This window comes from Streptomyces sp. NPDC085596, from assembly GCF_044541565.1.
GTDB lineage: Bacteria > Actinomycetota > Actinomycetes > Streptomycetales > Streptomycetaceae > Streptomyces.
This window is the reverse complement of sequence record NZ_JBITTC010000002.1, coordinates 69,322-87,948: the sequence shown is the minus strand read 5'-3', so window position 1 is coordinate 87,948 and position 18,627 is coordinate 69,322. Positions and strand designations below refer to the sequence as shown.

The 18,627-nt window shown below is 71.0% G+C and carries 16 protein-coding genes and 2 pseudogenes; 8 read left to right on the top strand and 10 right to left on the bottom strand.

What is annotated here, in order from left to right; translation table 11 throughout:
- Positions 1-3 precede the first annotated feature (3 nt).
- From ACIGA3_RS05860 to ACIGA3_RS05840, 5 genes are all read left to right on the top strand, one after another.
- On the top strand, positions 4-1,227 hold the full coding sequence (locus ACIGA3_RS05860) for an MFS transporter (protein WP_399710966.1): 1,224 nt from the start codon (positions 4-6) through the stop codon (positions 1,225-1,227).
- A gap of 245 nt (positions 1,228-1,472) precedes the next feature.
- Complete coding sequence (locus ACIGA3_RS05855; protein WP_399710964.1) at positions 1,473-2,249, top strand: alpha/beta fold hydrolase; 777 nt, start codon at positions 1,473-1,475, stop codon at positions 2,247-2,249.
- 158 nt (positions 2,250-2,407) lie between these two features.
- Complete coding sequence (locus ACIGA3_RS05850; RefSeq protein ID WP_399710962.1) at positions 2,408-3,622, top strand: acyltransferase family protein; 1,215 nt, start codon at positions 2,408-2,410, stop codon at positions 3,620-3,622.
- Positions 3,623-3,693: 71 nt separating this feature from the next.
- Positions 3,694-4,890, top strand: a complete 1,197-nt coding sequence (locus ACIGA3_RS05845) for an MFS transporter (protein ID WP_399710960.1) — start codon at positions 3,694-3,696, stop codon at positions 4,888-4,890.
- 3 nt (positions 4,891-4,893) lie between these two features.
- Positions 4,894-6,162, top strand: coding sequence for an acyltransferase family protein (locus ACIGA3_RS05840; RefSeq protein WP_399710958.1), 1,269 nt, complete (start codon positions 4,894-4,896; stop codon positions 6,160-6,162).
- A 62-nt stretch (positions 6,163-6,224) separates the two neighbouring features.
- Here ACIGA3_RS05840 and ACIGA3_RS05835 read toward each other — a convergent pair whose 3' ends face one another.
- The 7 genes and pseudogenes from ACIGA3_RS05835 to ACIGA3_RS05805 form a co-directional block, all read right to left on the bottom strand.
- On the bottom strand, positions 6,225-7,406 hold the full coding sequence (locus ACIGA3_RS05835; protein ID WP_399710956.1) for an MAB_1171c family putative transporter: 1,182 nt from the start codon (positions 7,404-7,406) through the stop codon (positions 6,225-6,227).
- 525 nt (positions 7,407-7,931) lie between these two features.
- Positions 7,932-8,417: pseudogene (locus tag ACIGA3_RS05830) on the bottom strand (helix-turn-helix domain-containing protein); the annotation flags it as partial.
- Positions 8,418-8,506: 89 nt separating this feature from the next.
- Complete coding sequence (locus tag ACIGA3_RS05825) at positions 8,507-8,881, bottom strand: VOC family protein (protein WP_399710955.1); 375 nt, start codon at positions 8,879-8,881, stop codon at positions 8,507-8,509.
- Between the two features lie 226 nt (positions 8,882-9,107).
- Positions 9,108-9,230, bottom strand: a pseudogene (locus ACIGA3_RS05820) (pentapeptide repeat-containing protein); the annotation flags it as partial.
- Between the two features lie 4 nt (positions 9,231-9,234).
- Entirely contained in the window at positions 9,235-9,960 is a 726-nt protein-coding gene (locus ACIGA3_RS05815) for an anti-sigma factor domain-containing protein (protein ID WP_399710953.1), read from the bottom strand.
- The gene (gene sigK / locus ACIGA3_RS05810) at positions 9,957-10,544 is read right to left on the bottom strand and encodes an ECF RNA polymerase sigma factor SigK (protein ID WP_399710951.1); all 588 of its coding nucleotides are present in this window, start codon (positions 10,542-10,544) and stop codon (positions 9,957-9,959) included. The genes ACIGA3_RS05815 and sigK overlap by 4 nt, the downstream gene beginning before the upstream one ends.
- A gap of 144 nt (positions 10,545-10,688) precedes the next feature.
- Positions 10,689-11,114, bottom strand: a complete 426-nt coding sequence (locus ACIGA3_RS05805; protein ID WP_399710950.1) for an ATP-binding protein — start codon at positions 11,112-11,114, stop codon at positions 10,689-10,691.
- A gap of 200 nt (positions 11,115-11,314) precedes the next feature.
- On the opposite strand from ACIGA3_RS05805, the gene ACIGA3_RS05800 reads away from it, so the two are divergent.
- Entirely contained in the window at positions 11,315-11,623 is a 309-nt protein-coding gene (locus tag ACIGA3_RS05800) for a hypothetical protein (protein WP_399710948.1), read from the top strand.
- A gap of 81 nt (positions 11,624-11,704) precedes the next feature.
- Here ACIGA3_RS05800 and ACIGA3_RS05795 read toward each other — a convergent pair whose 3' ends face one another.
- Both ACIGA3_RS05795 and ACIGA3_RS05790 read right to left on the bottom strand, forming a co-directional pair.
- Entirely contained in the window at positions 11,705-13,792 is a 2,088-nt protein-coding gene (locus tag ACIGA3_RS05795; RefSeq protein ID WP_399710947.1) for an MMPL family transporter, read from the bottom strand.
- A gap of 177 nt (positions 13,793-13,969) precedes the next feature.
- Positions 13,970-14,893, bottom strand: coding sequence for a CDP-diacylglycerol diphosphatase (locus ACIGA3_RS05790; RefSeq protein ID WP_399710945.1), 924 nt, complete (start codon positions 14,891-14,893; stop codon positions 13,970-13,972).
- A 127-nt stretch (positions 14,894-15,020) separates the two neighbouring features.
- On the opposite strand from ACIGA3_RS05790, the gene ACIGA3_RS05785 reads away from it, so the two are divergent.
- Both ACIGA3_RS05785 and ACIGA3_RS05780 read left to right on the top strand, forming a co-directional pair.
- A complete protein-coding gene (locus ACIGA3_RS05785; protein WP_399710943.1) occupies positions 15,021-15,791 on the top strand; it encodes an AraC family transcriptional regulator in 771 nt (256 codons plus the stop codon).
- Between the two features lie 116 nt (positions 15,792-15,907).
- Positions 15,908-17,077 (top strand): 4-hydroxybenzoate 3-monooxygenase, encoded by a 1,170-nt coding sequence (locus ACIGA3_RS05780; RefSeq protein ID WP_399710941.1) that lies wholly within the window; start codon positions 15,908-15,910, stop codon positions 17,075-17,077.
- Positions 17,078-17,085: 8 nt separating this feature from the next.
- Here the strand turns inward: ACIGA3_RS05780 and ACIGA3_RS05775 are convergent, their stop codons facing one another.
- Entirely contained in the window at positions 17,086-18,471 is a 1,386-nt protein-coding gene (locus tag ACIGA3_RS05775) for an MFS transporter (RefSeq protein WP_399710939.1), read from the bottom strand.
- Positions 18,472-18,627: the final 156 nt, after the last annotated feature.

Sequence of the window (18,627 nt, the reverse complement as noted above, 5' to 3'; positions counted from 1 at the left end):
CGCATGGACGCGGCGACCGTCGCGCGGCTGGCCGTCCTCGCCGGCGCCACGTTCGTCTACGTCACCTTCGAGGTCTTCCCGGTCGGGCTCATCCAGGACATCGCCCGCAGCCTGGATGTCTCCACCGGCCGGGTCGGGCTGCTCATCAGCGGGTACGCGGTGGTCGCCGCCGTCGTCACCGTGCCCACGGTGGCGCTGGCGTCGCGCGTCTCGCGCGGTACCGCACTGGTGGTCTCGTTGCTCGTGCTGGTGGTGGCCGAGGTGGTCGCGGCCACCGCCACCGGCTTCCCCACGATGGTGCTCAGCCGTGTCGCCGCAGCCCTGACACACGGCGTGCTGTGGTCGCTGATCGCCCCGGCCGCCGCGACGCTGGTCCCCCGTGACCGCGTGGGCACCGCCACCGCGGCGGTGTTCGGCGGCTCCACGCTGGCCGCGATCGTCGGCAGCCCGGGAACGACGCTCGTCGGCGAACTGATCGGATGGCGTGCGACGTTGTTGGTGCTCGCGGCGGCCACCGTGGCGGTGACCATCGGGCTGGTGTGGGCCCTCCGGCCGAGCGGGCGCGCCCACGTGGCCGGGACCGGCGAAGCCGCCGCGCGGGACACGCGGGGGTCGGTGCACTGGCCGCGCGTGCTGATCCTCTGCGCCGTGGCGGTGGTCCTCATCACCGCCCACTTCCTCAGCTACACCTACTTCGCCGTGCTCGTCGCCGACATCACCGGCACCCCCTCCGCGGTCGTCGCGCTGCTCGCGGACTTCGGTCTCGCCGGGGCCGTGGGCACCTGGCTGGTGGGGCGCTACAACGACACCGCTCCGCAGCGGACCGCCGCCGTGACCATCGCCGTGTTCGCCGCGGGGATCGGGCTGCTGGCACTCTCGCCGGTCCTGGGCGGCGCCGGGGTGCGCCGCGCGGCCGCCGGGGTCGCCGTCGCCCTGTGGGGCGGCGCGTTCGCCGCGGCCGGACCGGTCTTCCAGACGGGCGTCATGCGCCTGGCCGGTGCGGACGCCGACCGCGCGTCCTCCGTGTACGTCACGGGCTTCCAGATCGGCATCTCCGGTGGTTCGGCCATCGGCGCCGCCCTGCTGGGCCTCTCCCCGCTGTGGTTGCCGGTCACCTCGACCGCACTGGTGGCGGCGGTGCTGCTGGCGGTGCTCGTGCGGCGGCCCGTGCCCGCGGCCGACGAGACCGACAGCCGGGAGCCGGAAGAGTCCCTTCAGGAGCTCTGAGGCATTTTCAGAATCGACTTGCTTTTATAGTGGCACCTAAGCTTCTATAAGAACATCGAGTCGCGGCACGGTGTCGTGCCGCGTGATCCCCCCGCCCTGGGCGCCGTCCGGTCAGGCCACGGCGCCCGCCGGGTCGGCCCGCTCCCGTCATCCGGCCTCGCGGCCCGCGCCCTCATGGCGACGCGCCCGCTCCCGCCGGACGGAGCCGGCCGCACACCACCGCTCCATCCATGAAAGGCGACGAGATGCCTCAGACGACCATCGGCAACGCGACGGTGCACCACCGCATCGAGGGGAGCGGGCCCGGCCTGCTCCTGGTGCACGGCACCGGCGCCACCGGGGAGGCCAACTACGGTCATCTGCTGGGGGAGTTCACGGATCAGCACACCGTGATCCTCCCGGACTACGCCGGCAGCGGTGAGACCGTCGACGACGGGGGTCCGCTGACGCTGGACCAGCTCGCCGACCAGGTGCTCGGCGCCGCCGACGAGGCGACCGGCGAACCCGTCGACATCGTGGGCTTCTCGCTCGGCGCGCTCATCGCCGTGACCGCCGCAGCCAAGCGCCCCGAGCGGGTCCGCCGCCTCGTGCTGGTCGCCGGCTGGGCGCGCAACGACGACCCGCGTAAGCGCCTGGGCTTCCGCCTCTGGCGCAGGCTGGCCGACGTCGACCCGGAGCTGTACTCCCACTTCGTCAGCATGATGCTCTTCACCCCGGGCTTCCTGGCGAACCTCGAACCGGAGACGTTCGACTCGGCCGTGGGCGGCATCGAGGTCAACGAGGGCACATTGCGGCAGATCGATCTCGGTCTGGAGGCCGACGTCAGCGAGTTGCTGCCCGGGATCAATGTCCCCACCCTCGTCGTCGGCTGCCGCCACGACCAGCTGGTCCCCGTCGAGCACTCCAGGGAACTCCACGAGGCGATCTCCGGCAGCGACTACCAGGAGATCGCGAGCGGTCACCTGGTGCCGGCCGAGGCGCCGGACGAACTGGTCAAGCTCATCCGGGACTTCCTGGACTGAGCCCGGCGGCGGGCGCCACGTGACGTGATCGAGGCGGGGCCGGCCGGAGCCGAGACCTGCCGGCGTCCTTTCGCCCGGCCCCGCCTCCGCCCGGCGCGCCGACGCCGCCGATTCAACCGTCAGCTCTAGGACGTCAGCTCTAGGAACGAGGTTCGCCCATGGCCACGCGCCAGACCCAACCGACCGAGCTCATACCGCCGTCGCCCGCGTCGCCGTCACGGGCCGAGCCCGGCAGAGCCGCCACGCAGGCCGGCGGTTCCCGGGTCCGGCTGCCCTCCCTCACCGGGATGCGGTTCCCGGCCGCATTGCTGGTGTTCCTGTTCCACCTCTCGCTGCCTGCCCACTGGCTCGTGGCCGGCGACGCCAACGACACCTTCTTCGCCCGTCTGGTCGAGGAGGCCGGCGGCGTGGGCGTCACCTTCTTCTTCGTCCTCAGCGGCTTCGTCCTCACCTGGTCCGCCCGCGAGGGTGATCCGAACAGGTCATTCTGGCGGCGGCGTTACATCAAGATCGTGCCGAACTACCTCGTCGCCTGGGTTCTCGCGATGCTGCTGATCGCCGTCGGCACCGCCCCGTGGCGCTCGGTCGCCACCTTCCTCATGCTCCAGTCCTGGGTGCCGGACTACGCCACCAACTTCAGCGTGAACGCCCCGGGCTGGTCGTTGTCCACCGAGGTCTTCTTCTACCTCTGCTTCCCCGCGCTGATCGCAGCCGTACGGCGAATATCCCCGCAGCACCTCAAGTACTGGGTCGCGGCGGTCGTCGCGGGCGTGTGCGCCACCCCCTGGCTGGCCACCGCTCTGATCCCCGCGGGCGATGTCTACATGTCGAACGAACCGGGCGTCTCCGGGCTCCACCTGTGGTTCGCCTACGTGTTCCCGCCCGCCCGCCTGCTCGACTTCCTGCTCGGTATCCTCGTCGCCCGCGTGGTGATGCTGGGGCGCTGGCGCGACATCGGCCTCGCCTGGTCCAGCCTGCTGCTCGTGGCCTCCTACGTGGTCTCCGAACTCCCCGGCGTGCCCTACCTGTTCGCGCAGCGTGCGGTTTGCCTGGTGCCGTGCGTCCTGCTGATCGCGGCCGGTGCGCTCGCCGACGCGTCGGGCCGGCCCAGTCTCTTCCGTCACCGCGCGATGACCTGGCTCGGAGAGGTGTCGTTCGCCTTCTACCTGGTCCACTTCATCGTGCTCTCCGAGGTGTACAACCTGATCGGCGCCCCTCTGGAGTCGGGCTGGGCCATGGCCGCCGTCGCCGTCGCCGAGTGCGCCGTGTCGGTGCTGGCCGCCTGGGCGATGTACGCCTGGGTCGAGAAGCCGCTGGTACGCCGCTGGTCCCGACCCCGGGACCAGGCCCGCGCCGAAGCCGCCACCGCCTGACCCGCCCCGCCGGAGTCGCAACCGCCCTTCACCCCGGTCCCGGCCCGTCCACATGACAGAAAGCGCACGTCATGTCGTTTCGACTGATTGCCCTGATCCTCGCGATCTTCTGCGTCGGTACCGCGGAGTTGTCGCCCAGCGGCATGCTCGACGATCTCTCCTCGGACCTCACGGTGAGCCTGGCCACGGCCGGACTGCTGGTGACCGTGTACGCGCTGACGATGGTGGTCGGCGGTCCGCTGGTCACCACGCTCACCACGCGGGTCCGACGCAAGCCCCTGCTCGTCGCTCTGCTGGCTGTCTTCATCTGCGGCAACGTCCTGTGCGCCCTGGCACCGGACTTCTACGTCCTGGTGGCCGGCCGGATACTGACCGCGGTGGTGCACGGCACCTTCATGGCGGTGTGCGTCGTCACCGCCGGCGCCATCTCAGGGCCGGGCAAGGAGGGAGCCGCCGTCGCGGCCACCCAGCTCGGGATCAATCTCGCCACCGTCCTCGGCGTGCCCATGGGCTCGTTCCTCGCCCAGCACTACGACTGGCGGGCCTCGTTCGCCATCGTCGCGGTGCTGGCCGCGGTGTCCGTCGTGCTCGTGGTGGCGTGGGTACCCGACACGCCCGCCCCGCAGGTGACCGCGGCCCACGAGGCCCGGGTGTTCCGGCGGCCCGAGGTCTGGGGCACGGTGGCCGTCACCGTGCTGTGCTCCGGTGGCATGTTCGCCCTCATCACCTTCATGGTGCCGCTCATGACCGGAGTCGGCGGGCTCGCCCGCGACTGGGTGCCCGCCGTGCTCCTCGCCTACGGAGTGGCCTCCATCGTGGGCAGTCTGCTCGGCGGGCGGTTCGCGGACCGGGGCATCGACCGGGCGGTGGTCTCCCTGTCCTGGGGCCTGGCCGCCGTCTGCGTGCTCGTGTGGCTTCTCGCCCCCCATCCGGTCGGCGTCGCCCTCGCCATCGTGCTGTTCTCGCTCGCCACCTTCGCCCTGATCCCCGGACTCCAGACCAAGGTGCTCACCGAGGCCGCCGACGCTCCCACCCTGTCCCTCACCGCCAACATGTCCGCCTTCGGCATGGGCGCCGCGCTGGGGTCCTGGGCGGGCGGCCTCCTGGTCGAATCCGGTTCCGGAACCCGCGCGGTGCCTCTGGGCGCCGCAGCGCTCACCGCCGCGGGCGCCCTGCTCCTGCTCGGACTTCGCTTCACGGCTCGCCGCTCCCCGGCCGGCCCCAGCCCGGACGCGCTCGCGGAGAGCGTCCCCGTCACCAAGAGGTGAGCCATGACGACCGATCCCCTCACCCCCCGGCCCGGCCGGACCACCGGTGAGGACCTGCCCGAACGCCCGGCGTCGCTGCCCTCCCTGACGGGGCTGCGGTTCATAGCGGCGGTCATGGTCTTTTTCTTCCACTCCTCCTTCTTCGAGCCCCTCACCAACCCCTTCGCGGACCGCGGTACGGCCGAGGGGTTCCAGTGGCTGTTCAGCAAGGCCGGCTGGATGGGAGTGTCCTTCTTCTTCGTCCTGAGCGGTTTCGTCCTGACCTGGTCGAGCAGGAAGAACGACTCGGTCACCGGGTTCTGGCGTCGCCGGCTGCTCAAGATCTTTCCCAACCACGTCGCCACCTGGGCCCTGGCCATGCTGCTCTTCGCCGGGGCGGCCACCCCGCTCACCGCGTGGCTGCCGAACCTGTTCCTGGTCCACTCGTGGTTCCCGCAGCACGGCGTCTACATCAGCGTCAACGCGCCCAGCTGGTCGCTCTGCAGTGAACTGCTTTTCTACCTCGCCTTCCCCTTCCTCATCGGACCGGTCCGCCGCATTACGCCGGAGCGGCTGTGGGCCTGGGCGGGCGCCACGGTGGCCGGCATGCTGCTGCTCGAGGCCGCGGTCGACCTCCTGGTGCCTGATCAACCGCGCACCCCCGAGGGATTCCCCATCTCCTCCCTCCAGTTCTGGCTCGGCTACAACTTCCCGCCCAGCCGCATGTTCGAGTTCGTGCTCGGCATGCTCCTGGCCCGGCTGGTCCTGGCGGGACGGTTCCCCCGCGTCCCGCTCCCCGCCGCTGTCGCGCTGGCCGTGGCCGGCTACGCGCTGGCGCTGAACGTGCCGTTCCTGTACGGGTTCACGGTGGCCGGCATCATCCCGGTCGGCGTTCTGGTCTGCTCGGTGGCCGAGGCGGACATCCGCGGCAGCCGCACCCTTCTCCGGGGGCCGGTGATGCGGTGGCTGGGCGAAGTCTCCTTCGGCTTCTACCTGGCCCAGTACCTGGTGCTCTTCTACGGCCGCATCATCGTGCAGCACGGCAGCACTTACGGCCTGGTCGGCGGGGTGCTCGAACTGCTCGGCCTGCTGCTGGTCACGCTTGCCCTGGGCTGGGTGCTGATGACGTGTGTCGAACGTCCGGTCATGCACCGGTGGGCCCGGCCCCGCCGGGGGGCGCCCCGGCCGCCGGTCGAGTCTGCAGCCGTCCCGGCCACGCGGGCGCACGGCGAGGTGGCGGCCGCCGTCGCGGCGACCGGCGGCAGCGGGGCCGACATGCCGTCGAGGACCTGACAGGCCCCCGGGCCACTGCCGCCGACCGGTCCCGCCCGGTGTTCCCGGGCGAGACCGGGCACTCAGGCGTCCGCCGTGCGCGCCATGCGCTCTCCGCGGCCCGACCGCATGTCCCGCAGTCGCCGGGAGAGGGCGATCAGGTCGGCGAGGTCGCTCTCGTAGTCGGCGTCGCGCCCTGTGCCCGGGGTGACGAAGACCGCCGGTGCCGACGATGCCGTATCGCCCCCGTACGCGGCACCGTGCAGGCGCAGGGCCCGGTCGACCAGGCACGCGAGGTCCGGCTCGACCGGTGCGCCCGCGGCGGGGGGAGCCTCCCGCGACGCGTGTTGCAGATACGGGCTGAGACGGATGAGCCCGTCCCGGCATTCCACGTACCTGCGGTAGACGGCGGAGGTGTAGTCGAGGGACGGCAGCCACCGGTACTCGCGGCGCTGATCGAGGATCAGCTCCGGATAGAGGAACACGAGCCGTTGCCACAGCTCCTCCAGGTCGAGGAACTGAGCCCGGTGGACGGTGCGCTCCCGCAGGAACTGGGCGCCGCTGGCGAAGAACGGCAGGCTCAGCCCGGCGCACACCAGGATCGTGGCCATCTGCCCGAAGGCGAAGTCGGCCTCGTACGTGATGTAGCGCCCGTATCCCCGCCTCGCCAGGTCGTGGACCCACATGATCCGGAAGAGACAGCTCAGGGAGAGGCCGAGGAGGCCGACGGAGACGCTGCTCAGGCTCAGCCGCGCCACCAGTCGGCCGCGCCGGGCGTGCCGCAGGGCGAGCACGGCGCACTTGGCGTACCCGAAGATCAGAAAGGCGCCTCCGACGTCGTAGAACGTCCTCACCCGCCAGTCGTTCAGGTAGGGCCGGGTGAATGTGTGCGCGCGCAGATGCGGCGGCAGCAGGGCGGACATGGTGATCATCAGGGCCAGGCAGATGAGGCAGAACCTCACGTCCCACCTTCCGGCGAACTCCCATCGCCGAAGGGGACGCTCGTCCAGAAAGCAGATCATCGTGCAGAGTCCGCTCAGGATCGCGATGTTGTACGCGATCTTCGTGAACCCGGTGAAGAAGACGCCGTCCAGTGTCGTGGGGGCGAGGAGCTGGCCGATCAGGTTGCCCAGCCCGAGCAGGGAGAGCGACAGGAACAGATGAAGTCGCAGGGGGGAGCGGAAGCGGTGCCGGATGAGCATAGGGAGCGTCCACGCGGCGCCGCACAGCAGGGTGATGGTCGCGACCAGACTCACGCTTCGCATGGCGCTCCGGCGGTCGGTGCCGCCCCGTGGCGGGTTGGTCGATCCCTCGGGACGTCGAGCACACGCGCACAGCCGTCAGTTCTCGCACGCCGTCTTCTCTGGCCGAACACGCGTCTCTCCCCTTGCCGAACCGGTCTGAGGTCCACATCGCGACGCGCCATTGAGCCCGTGCGGCCATTAGGCAACCTACGGTTCTCGATCAACGACAGCAAGTCACCGCGGACGGTCCGGCCGGGAGCGGGGGAGTGGGACCGTCCGGCACCACATGATCTTTGCTCAGGCATGGCGCATTCGAAGTCGCCGCCGTGCCAGGAACCGTCCTGTGCCACATGGGGACCAAGGGCCTCGACCCGCCTCACCACGTCCAGCTCGGCGATCATGACCGGGTCGCATCGCGTCCGGTCGCTGGCGTCGACGTCGCCGTACTCAACATCACATAGCAGCATCTGATTTGCTCGTGGCTCGTTGCCCACCGCGGGCCCAAAGCCCCAGAGAAGTCCCAGAGATGCCGCCGCACCCCTCCCTGACCCGCTGGACCTTGTCGACGAAGTACGGATCGGTCGACAGCTTGAAGGTCTCCGACCGGTGCGGCTGAAGGCCGAACGCCCGCCAGATCCGTGACACCGACGACTGCGAGAGGCCCATCTCCTTCGCCATCGACCTCGTCGACCAGTGCGTTGCGTTCTTCGGAGTGGATTCCAGCGTCTTGGTGACCACCGCGGCGACCTGCTCGTCCGTCACCGTTCTGGGGCCGCCCGGACGTGGCATGTCACCCAGGCCGGCGATCCGGTACTGCGCGAACCGGGCCCGCCAGCGGCCCACCGCATGAGGGGTCGAACCCAACTGTTCCGCAACGTCCTTGTTCGACGCGCCGGTTGCACAGGCCAGGACGATCCGACATCGCAATGCCCACGCCTGCGGCGTGGAACGACGCCGCACCCATTCCTCGAGCGCGGCCCGTTCCTCGTCCGACAGCGTCAACTCGGCCTTCGGCCGCCCCGTCCGTGCCATAGAGCAAGCCTGTACATCTGAACGGAATTCCCGACTCAAAACACTAGCGGGGGCCGCAGCCCTCGGCCGTTCCTGGGGGCCGGCGCCGGTCAGGCGCCGGGGAGGAAGAGGCAGAAGAGGTGGCCGTGGGGGTCGCGCAGTACGCGGACATCCTCCTGCGGCTGGTGTTTCTCCACCGTCGCACCCAGGGCGCACGCGCGCTCGGTCTCCGTGGCGAGGTCGTCGACCTGGATGTCGAGGTGCGCCTGCATCTGCCGGCCACCGGGGCCGGACGGCCACTCCGGGGGGCGGTGGTTCTCCTCCAACTGGAAGCTGAGGCTGGGGCGTTCGCTCCCCACCGGCCTGAGCCGGACCCAGTCGGGGTCCCGGTCGGCCTCCTCCCAGCCCAGCAGTGCGCGGTAGAAGTCGGCGAGCGCGGGCGGGTCGGGGGTGCCGAGTACGAAGGCGGCGAGCATCGTCGTCATGCCCCATCCCTGCCCGCTCCATGAAATGGACAATGCCGGTACGCCCTACGAATCCGGGGACTGGGCGGACCCCAAGGTTCACGTTTTGCGCGCCGGTGCGCCGTCCCTCGTCCCCCCCCCGCCCCGGTACGCCGCCCGGCGATCGTGGAGACGGTGCGTGCGGTGCGGGAGGGATGGGTGGACGTGCGGGGCGAGCCCGCGTACCGCTGGCGATGCTCAGGTCGGTGCCGCGCAAGTCGGCCATGCGGAGGTCGGCGCGATGGAAGACCGCGCCGTGGGCGTAACAGTGCCTGGTCCTTGTCGACCGGCTCCTGTCGAACTCAGCCGCTCCCAAAGTTGTGAGGGGCACCGCCTCAGAGCTGAACCACCGCCAGCGGCGCGGCAGTCGGCTGCTTCGAGCCGCCCGCGGGCTCCACCGTGATGCCGACGGCCGTCGCCCGGCCGAGGGGGCCCAGCAGTACCCGGCCCTGGCGGCCGCCCGTGCCGGAGAGCAGGCCGCCCGAGCGGAAGGTGCCGTTGTCGGCGTACCAGAGCTGGTACACCTTTCCTCCGCCGAGGGCGGGCAGCCCGGCGGCGATGAACGCCGCCTTCTGCTGCCGGCGGGACACGACCACGCCGGCCTGTGCGCCGTTGCTCAGCTCGCCGGTGCGCACGGTGGCGTCCGGGGCGGTGACCACGTCGGCGAGCGAGGCGGTGCGCCGCTCCTGCTGGAGGGCTGCGCGTCGGGCGTCCCGCGCTTCCTCGTGCTGCCACCAGGCGACCGATCCGCCCGCGACGGCCGCCGCGAGACAGGCGGCGAGCGCCCAGGGGAGCAGCCGTCGGGCGTGGCTCACCTGGGCGGGCGGCGTCTCCTGCCGGGTGTTCCGGATGCCTGCCAGTACGCGTGCGCGCGCCGCGTCGTCCGGGGGCAGCGCGGTGGCTTCGGCGAGCCCGACGACCGCGTCCATGAGCTGCGCGGCCTCCTCCCGGCAGGCCGCGCAGGCCGCGAGGTGGTTCTCGAAGGCCGCCCGTTCGCCGGGGGGCAGGGCGTCGAGCACATAGGCGCCGACAGCGTCGTGTTCGCTGGGTCCCGAGTTCATCCGCCGGCCTCCAGACACTCCCGCAGCCGGTGCAGCCCGGTGCGCATCCGCGTCTTCACGGTGCCGGCCGGCCTGCTCAGGGCACGGGCGACCTCCTCGTACGTCAGGCCCTCGTAGTAGGCCAGCACCAGAGGCACCCGCTGGTTCCGGCACAGTGCCGCCAGGCAGCGGTAGAGCCTGCGCTGCTCGTCGCGGTCCTGCACCAGCTCGGCCACCATGTCGAACGGGCGCTCGCTGTTGCCCAGCGCCGCTCTGCGGTCCCGGTCGGACGCGGCCCGCGCCGAGCGGACCCGGTCAACCGCGCGGTGGTGCGCCAGGGCGAACACCCACGACTTGGCCGAAGCGCGCTCGGGGTCGAAGCGGGCCGCCGTGCGCCAGACCTCAAGCATCACCTCCTGGGCGACCTCCTCCGCCTGGGAGGCGTCGCGCACCACGCGCAGGGCCAGGCCGCGCACGGAGCCGGACAGGCTGTCGTACAGCAGGGTGAACGCCTCCTCGCTGCCTCGCGCGGTCGCCGTCAGGTATCCGTCGAGCTGCTGGTCGGCGGCGGATCTGTGCTCGGCGGCGGATCTGTGCCTGGGCATCCGTGTCGCACCTCCCCTCGTCCTCGCCCCTCCTGGCCGGGTTCTCCCTGCACAGCCTGGGTGTCCGGCGCCGTTCCCGCGCCTGCTGGACGCCCGGGGGCCCGGAAGTCCGTCCGTTCGAGTGCCCGTGCCGCCCGGGGGAGGTCACGGGGGCGGTCCGTCCGCGGCGCCGAGGACGGCCCAGACGGTGTGCCCGTTCCGGGTCGGCTCGTCGCCCCAGCGGCTGGCCAGTGCGTCGACCAGGAACAGACCGCGGCCGGACTCCTCGAGCGTGAAGGACGGATGCCGCCACCGGGCCCGCACCAGGGTGGTGTCGAAGCTCGGTCCCGCGTCGGCCACCTCGATGCGCAGGGCCGCCCGGTCGGGGGACCGGCGGCGCAGCGCGCACGCGACCCGCACGGGCGGCCTGCCGTGGCGCAGCGCGTTGGACAGCAGCTCGCTGACCACCACGGTGGCATCGTCCGCGAGTTCCGCCGCCTGCCAACGGGCGAGGCGGTCGCGCAGATCGTCGCGCACCGCGTCGGCGGGTTCGGCGGAGTCGTAGCTCAGACGGCAGGAATCGCGCTTCATGACGAACACCTTCAGCGGACTTTCAGTGCCTTTCGGATAACAGGTGCCTTTCAGGTAATTCGTTACTGAATGCGCCTTGGATGGGTGTCCGGTGTACGTCATGACGGCCGACAGAAAGTCCTGAAGTGGGGCAAACCATGGCAGCAGCTGCTCCGAATCACAGACATGGATGCTTCGAGACCTGAGGGGAGGTGTACTCAATGCGCGCACTCAGTGTGAAGAGGGCCGCTGTCCTCGCGGCGGCAGGAACGATGCTGGCGGGCGGCGCCGCCATCGGGACGGCGGGAACCGCCTCGGCGTCCGTACCCACGTCGGCGCCGGCATCGCACAGCCAGCACCACGGCGACCGGGGGTCGGGCCATCACGGTCACGACAACCGCCACCACGAGCGGAACGGCCACGACGGCTACGGCCATGACGGCTGGGGCAACTCGCACCACCGTTGGCACAACCACTGGCACGACGGCTGGTGGGGCAACGGCTGCTGGCACTCCGGTTATTGGTACTGATCCGGTGACCGGGGCAAGAGGTGGGGCCGGCCCATGAGCGGGGGCCGGCCCCACCGTCCGTACGGAATGACGCCCCCGGTGTCAGACCGAGGCCATGTCCGGCTGGGCCCGCTGCTCGCCGACGTTGCCCGCACGCGGGCCGGCCGGTGGCTTCGTCGGCCACCACACCCAGGGGCCCGTGTCGACGGCGAAGGCCGGGACGAGGAACGGGCGGACGAACAGGGTGTCGAGGAGGACGCCCACGGCGACGATGATGCCGATCTGCGCGAGGTAGCGCAGCGGCATGACGGTCAGCGCGGCGAAGGTGACGGCGAGAACGACCCCCGCCGAACTGATGGCGTTACCCGTGGCGCGCAGTCCTCGGAGCGTGCCGATCCGCTGTCCCGCGAGCAGGGACTCACGGCGGACGCGGTGCATGAGGAAGATGTTGTAGTCCACCCCGAGCGCGATGAGGAAGACGAAGGAGAACAGGATCAGGGACGGCTCCGTCGCGGTCGAACCGAAGGCGAAGCCGAAGATCAGCGCCGAAATGCCCAGCGCGGCCAGGAAGTTGACCACGGCGATGACGACGAGCGCGACCGGCAGCGCGAGGCTGCGCAACAGGCCGAGCAGGAGCAGCAGCACGATCACCAGGACCGCGGGCAGGACGAGGGTGCGGTCGCGCTCGGCCGCCCTCTGCATGTCGTACACCTGCGCCGGATGGCCGCCGACCTGGGCTCGGGGGCCTGCGGCCGTGCGGAGGCGGCCTACGGTCTCCTGGGCGCGTGCACTGTCCGGGGCGCTGTCGAGGGTGACCGCGATCGCCGTGCGGGCCGGGGACTTGGCCGAGCCGGCGCCGGGAACGACGTCCGTCCGGGCGACTCCCGCCGTGGCGTCGACCCGCTGCCGCATCCGTGCGGCGCCGTCGGAGTCGACCAGGACGATGGCCGGGCTGCCGGTTCCCGCGGGGAAATGAGCCTCCAGAGCCGACTGGGCGAGCACCGAGGGCGCCCGCGCCGCGAGTGCCTGGCCCAGCGGCAGGCCACCGGGGGCCAGCAGTACGGCGAGGGACGCGCATCCCGCGAGCGCCGCGCAGCCCACCGTCCACACCGGACGCGCGTGCCGCTCGACCACCGCCGCGACCAGGGACCAGACCCTCCCGCCGGACCGGCCGGAGTGCGGTCCCCGCGGCCAGAACATCGCACGGGGGCCGAGGAGTACGGCGGCCGGGACGAAGGTGAGCGCGGCCGGTACACAGCAGGCCATCGCCACCGCTCCGGCCAGGGCGAGGGAGTGGTTGGCGGGGAGGGAGCTGAGGAGCAGGGCGACCATGGCGCAGGCCACTGTCGCCGCGCTCGCCGTGACGGGTGCCCAACTCGCCCGCAACGCAGTCCGCATGGCGGCCGGGGGTGACATCTCCGGCGCGTGCTCGTGATACCGCGCCAGCAGAAGCAGGCCGTAGTCCGTGGTCGCGCCGATGACCAGCACGGAGAGGATGCCCTGCACCTGCCCGTCGATCGTCACCACGTCCCAGGTCCCCAGCGCGTACAGGGCCGCACTGCACAGGGTCAGCGCGACGATCCCGGAGGCGGCCACCACGAGGGGCAGCAGGACGCTTCGGTGGACGAGGAACAGAATCGCGGCGACCGCGGCCAGCGCGATCATCAGCAGCCTGCCGTCGATGCCCTCGAACGCCGTCTGCAGGTCGGCCTGCGCCGCCGCGGGACCGGCCAGCCGGACCCTGCTGTCCGGCAACGAACCGGCGATCTTCCTGATGCGCTCCAGAGTCGGCTGGAGCCGTGACTCGTCCGGGTCGGCGAGAGTGACGACGCCTACGAGGGCCCGGCCGTCGGCCGAGGAGGTCACAGGGCCGGCGGACCCGGCCGAACGGGGCAGCGCGCGGAGGACCCGCTGTGCGGCCACCGGGTTCAACCGTGTGATCTGGGCCTGCCGGGCGGAGGCTTCCCATACGACCACGACCGGTGGCCCCGCAGCCGGTCCGCCCTTCTGGAGCTCCTCCGCCACCCGGCTCGACTCGGCCGTGGCGGGCAACGTCATCGTCGGCCGTTGTGCCGCGACCGACGCGAGCCGGCCGGGAAAGGCGGCCGTGCACACGGCCACGACCAGCCAGGCGGCCACGACGAACACCGGAAGCCGTGCCACCGCGAACCACTGGCGGAACGAGCGCACAACATCACCTCACGCGTGGGGACGATCACGGCGCCGAGTGCATGGATGCTCGACCTCATCGACGGTGATCCGATGCCGCCACCCCGACCGGATCGGTGCGAAGACCTGGATTACCTCTTCCGGGGGCACCGGCCGGTGAACATCGCCGGGCCGGAGCCCCGTCGTCCCACGTGCCCGTCAGCTGTACACGAGCAGACGGTCACACGTGCTCGTGCCGTCGTGGAGCGAGGTGTCGCTGTTGAGGACGTAGAAGGCGTTGGCGAAGCCGCTCGATGTGATCTTCGGGACCACGATCAGGGTCTGGTCCGCCATGCTCAGGGAGTTCGGACGCACCACGTTGGTGTACAGCAGGTCGAAGAGGTTGCTCGTGAGGTTGGGGAGCCGGAGGATGCGGTACACGCGGTCGCCCCCCGTGCCCGTGATGGGGGCCTGGTTGGCCGAGGCCGCCCACTGCGAGGGGGACGTGGTCATACGGCCCTGCATCTCGAGTTCCTGGAGGCGCCGCTGCGTGCTCGGCCGGATGGCGGCCATGTGGATGTGGAGCTGGTTGAGCTGCCGGGCGCCCTGGGAGTTGATCCCCAGCCCGATGTGCGTGGACTGCACGGGGACGTCTCCGCCCCTGCGGGCGTTCTCCCACGCCTCGTGCCAGTAGTTCGCGACTCCGCCGGTCTCGAGAAACGGGCATTCGATACCCGTGATGCGGCACGTCGGCACCAGGAGATAGTTGTGCGTGGTCTCCGGCTTTCCGTGCAGCACGATGTAATTCGGGGTCATCTTCAGGCAGTTCGGCTTCTGCTGCGGCGGGGGCGGGACCGTCCCGTTGACGCAGTACTGGACGTCGTGCCACAGCGGGTCGTTGTCCGTGGGCCGGCCGCAGATGCCCTGGAGCTGGGCAGGGGGGCACGGGCTCGCGCCGCCGGGGGGAGGAGGCGTGGTGGGGCACGAGTCGGGCGTCGGGCCCGCGCTGACGCCGCTCGCCGCCGCGGCCGTGCCACCGCTCATCGCGGCCGCGCCGGTCAGCAGCGTCGCGGCACCGAGGGTTCCGGAGAGTGCGACGAATTGACGCCGGGGCAGGCCGTTCGCGTTCTGCTGGTCATTCATGTCTGATCTCCGAGGGGATGACCACTGGCTGGGGGTTTTTGCAGGGTAGGTGTCGGAAATCGATCTGCGGCGTTTTACTCACCGGCTGAATGAGTGAGCGTGGGGGACGGCGGTACGCTTTCGGGCGATGCCGGAGAACCGCCAAACCCTGCCCGAGTCGGTGGACGTGCCGCTGCGCGGGGCCGGCTGGCTGCCGCACGGCTATCACCTCGACCCGCATTCGCACCCCCACGGCCAGCTCGTCTACGCCGCCGCCGGAGTGCTGGCCACCACCACCGAGCGCGGTACCTGGGTCGCCCCGGCCAACCGCGTGACCTGGACCCCGCCGGGGTTCGCCCACTCCCATCGCTTCTACGGCCGTACCGACGTTCGCCTGCTCAGCGTCCCGCCGGAGCTGTGCGGTGAACTCGCCGACCGGCCGAGCGTGTTCGCGGTCAGCCCGCTGCTGCGCGAGGCGGTCCTCGTGCTCACCGACCGGGCGGAAACGCGCCCCGGTGCCCACGGGCGCCTCCTCGCCGTGGTCATGGACGAGCTGTCCGACACCCCCGAGCAGTCACTGCACCTGCCCGAACCCCGCGACGACCGGCTGCACGCCGTCACCGACCTCCTGCACGCCGATCCCGCCCGCCCCGCCACCCTGGCCGAGCTGGGCCGGGCGGCCGGGGCGAGCGAGCGCACGCTGAGCCGGCTGTTCCACACCGAGCTGGGCATGAGCTTCCACCGCTGGCGCACCACCCTGCGCATCCATCACGCCCTGGCCCATCTCACCAACGGCCTGTCGGTCACCGACACCGCGATGGCGTGCGGCTGGTCCAACCCCTCCAGCTTCATCGAGGCGTTCACCGAGGTGGTCGGCCAGACCCCCGGCCGCTATCAGGCGGAGCTGCGCAGCACGTAGGTTGGCGGCTTTCCGGTATCCGCTGTCCCTTTCCCGGTGGTTCCCCGCCCCGGTCCGGCTCCAGAGTGGTGTCAGTCCCCCCGACCACCCTTCTGAGCACGGAGGCTCGTACACCCATGACCGAGACACGCGACCACACCGCCGTAGTCATCGTCGGAGCCGGCGTCGCCGGCCTGGCGCTCGGCAACTTCCTGCTGCGCAACGGCGTCGGCTGCGTCGTACTGGAGAAGCACAGCCGCGCCTACGTCGAGCAGCGGCAGCGGGCCGGGACCATCGACGGCTTCGGGGTGCGGATGCTCCGTGAGTGGGGGCTCGCGGAGGTGCTGGCGGGCGACCCCGTCCCGCAGAGCGAAGGCGGCTTCTACCTCGACGGGGAGGCCATGCCGATCGAGGTGGACGACGACAACGAGAGCCTCTACTGCCCGCAGCAGGTCCTCGTGCGCAACCTCACCGACGTCTTCCTGCGCGAGGGCGGCGATCTGCGCTACGAGGCCGCCGACGTGGCGTTGGAGGACATCGACGGCGCGCACCCCCGCGCCCGCTACCGGGACGCCGACGGCACGACCCGGGTCGTCGACTGCGATCTCATCGCCGGGTGCGACGGCTTCCACGGTGTCAGCCGGCGCTCCGTGCCCGCAGGCGCCCTCACCGAGTACTCCCACCAGTACGGGTACTCCTGGCTCAGCGCCCTGGCCGCCGTCCCGACCAGCCCGTCCGGCATGGCGATCCACTCGCGCGGCCTCGCCGGACTGATCCCGCGCGGCCCGCACGCCACCCGGATCTACCTCCAGTGCGCCCTGGACGACACCCCCGAGCAGTGGCCGGACGAGCGCGTCTGGGGCGAACTGGAAGCCCGGTTCGGGACGTCGGTGTCGCGCGGCGAGATCGTCAGCAAGCAGATCGTGCCCCTGCGCGGCGTGGTCTTCGACCCCATGAGCTACGGCAAGCTCTTCCTCCTCGGGGACGCGGCGCACATCGTTCCGCCGATGAGCGCGAAGGGAATCCATCTCGCCCTGCACGACGCCGAGGTGTTCGCCCGCGCGGTCCTCCGCCGGGTCAAGGAGGGTGATGCGAGTCTGCTCGACAGCTACTCCGAGACCTGCCTGCCGCACATCTGGAACTACCAGGCGTTCGCCACCTGGATCACCGACGTCATGCACGACGCCGGTGACACCGGGCACGCGGGAGAGTTCCGCAAGCAGGTCGCCCGAGCGGAACTCCAGCGGCAGTTCACCTCGGAGGCCGCGAACAGGCTCTTCGGCGAACTCACCGCCGGGACCAACTGAGCAGCCGGTCAGGAGTACAGCTGTGCTCCGGGGAGCGCGTCGGGGTCCCGGCGCACCTCGGCGGTGTTCGTCTCGGGCAGGAACCAGGCACAGACGAAGGTGATCAGGCCCATGAGCGCGATGTACGCCGCGACCAGCGTGGTCGTCCCGGTCTCCGCGATCACGGCGGTCATCAGGATCGGCGTACCGCCGCTGACGATGATGGCGGACAGCTGGTAGGCCAGAGAGGCGCCGGAATAGCGGACGTTGGGTGCGAAAAGCTCACCGAGGAAGGCGGCCATCGGGCCGTACGTCAGTCCCTGGAAGAGGAAGCCGACGGTGACCGCGACGAAGACCAGGGGCGCCGACGCAGTGTCCACCAGCGCGAAGTAGGGGAACGCCCAGGCCGCCACGCCGAGCCCGCCGACGAGGACCAGGTTGCGCCGGCCGAAGCGGTCCGACAGGTGGCCCGCGTAGGGGAGTATCCCCGCCATCAGGGCCGAGCTGAGCAGGGTGACGGTGAGCAGGGAGTTGCGTTCCATGTGCAGCGTCGTCGTGCCGTAGCTCAGCAGGCCGGTGATGCTCACGTAGAAGAGGCTGTTCGTCGCGGACAGGGTGCCGCAACCGAGCAGGATGGTGCGCCAGTTGCGGCGGACAGCCTCGGTCAGCGGGGCCCGGACCACGCTCGCTTCCGGCTTGACGGCGGCCTTTTCCTGGAGTTGGCGGAAGTCCGGGGTGTCCTCGACCTTGTTCTGGATGTGCAGGACGACGGGGAACATGACCGCGCTGAGCAGGAACGGAATGCGCCAGCCCCAGTCGAGGAACGCGTCGCTCGATATGACGGAGCCGGTCGTGGTGAAGATCAGGTTCACGATGATGACCGCGACCGGGACGCTCGTCTGCCCGAACGTGCCCGCGAAACCACGGCGTTTGGGGTGCGCCGACTCCGTGAGGAGCAGCGCGATGCCACCCCACTGGCCGCCCGCCGCCGCCCCCTGGACGAAGCGGAGCAGCACCAGCAGGACCGGTGCGAGCACGCCGACGCTCGCGGCACTCGGCAGACAGCCGATGAGGAACGTCGCCGCGGCCATGCCGATCAGGCAGGCCACGACCGTGGGCTTGCGGCCGTGCTTGTCACCGAAGTGACCGGCGAGCAGCCCGCCGAGCGGCCGGGCCACGAACCCGGCCCAGAAGGTGCTGAAGGACAGCAGCGTGCCCATGAAGGCGGACGAGTGCGGGAAGAAGACGTGCGGGAAGACCAGCGCCGCCGCCGTGCCGTAGAGGAAGAAGTCGTACCACTCGATCGAGCTGCCGATCAGTCCGGCCGCCAGCAGCTTCCAGCCGGTACGGCGCTCGGGCACGCTGGCGGGATCGGAGCCGTCGCCCTGGACTTGGGCCTGCGTGGATGAGGCCATGGGAGGCATCCCTCCGGTTCTGGTCAGGGGTATGTGCGGGGACGCCCGCCGGCCGGTCGGGGCATGTGTCACAGCTCTGTGTGGGGTGAGAGTAGGGCTGAGCAAGCGCTTTGGGAGATGGGGATTGGCTACACTCCTCGCACTCCAGGGGTGGGT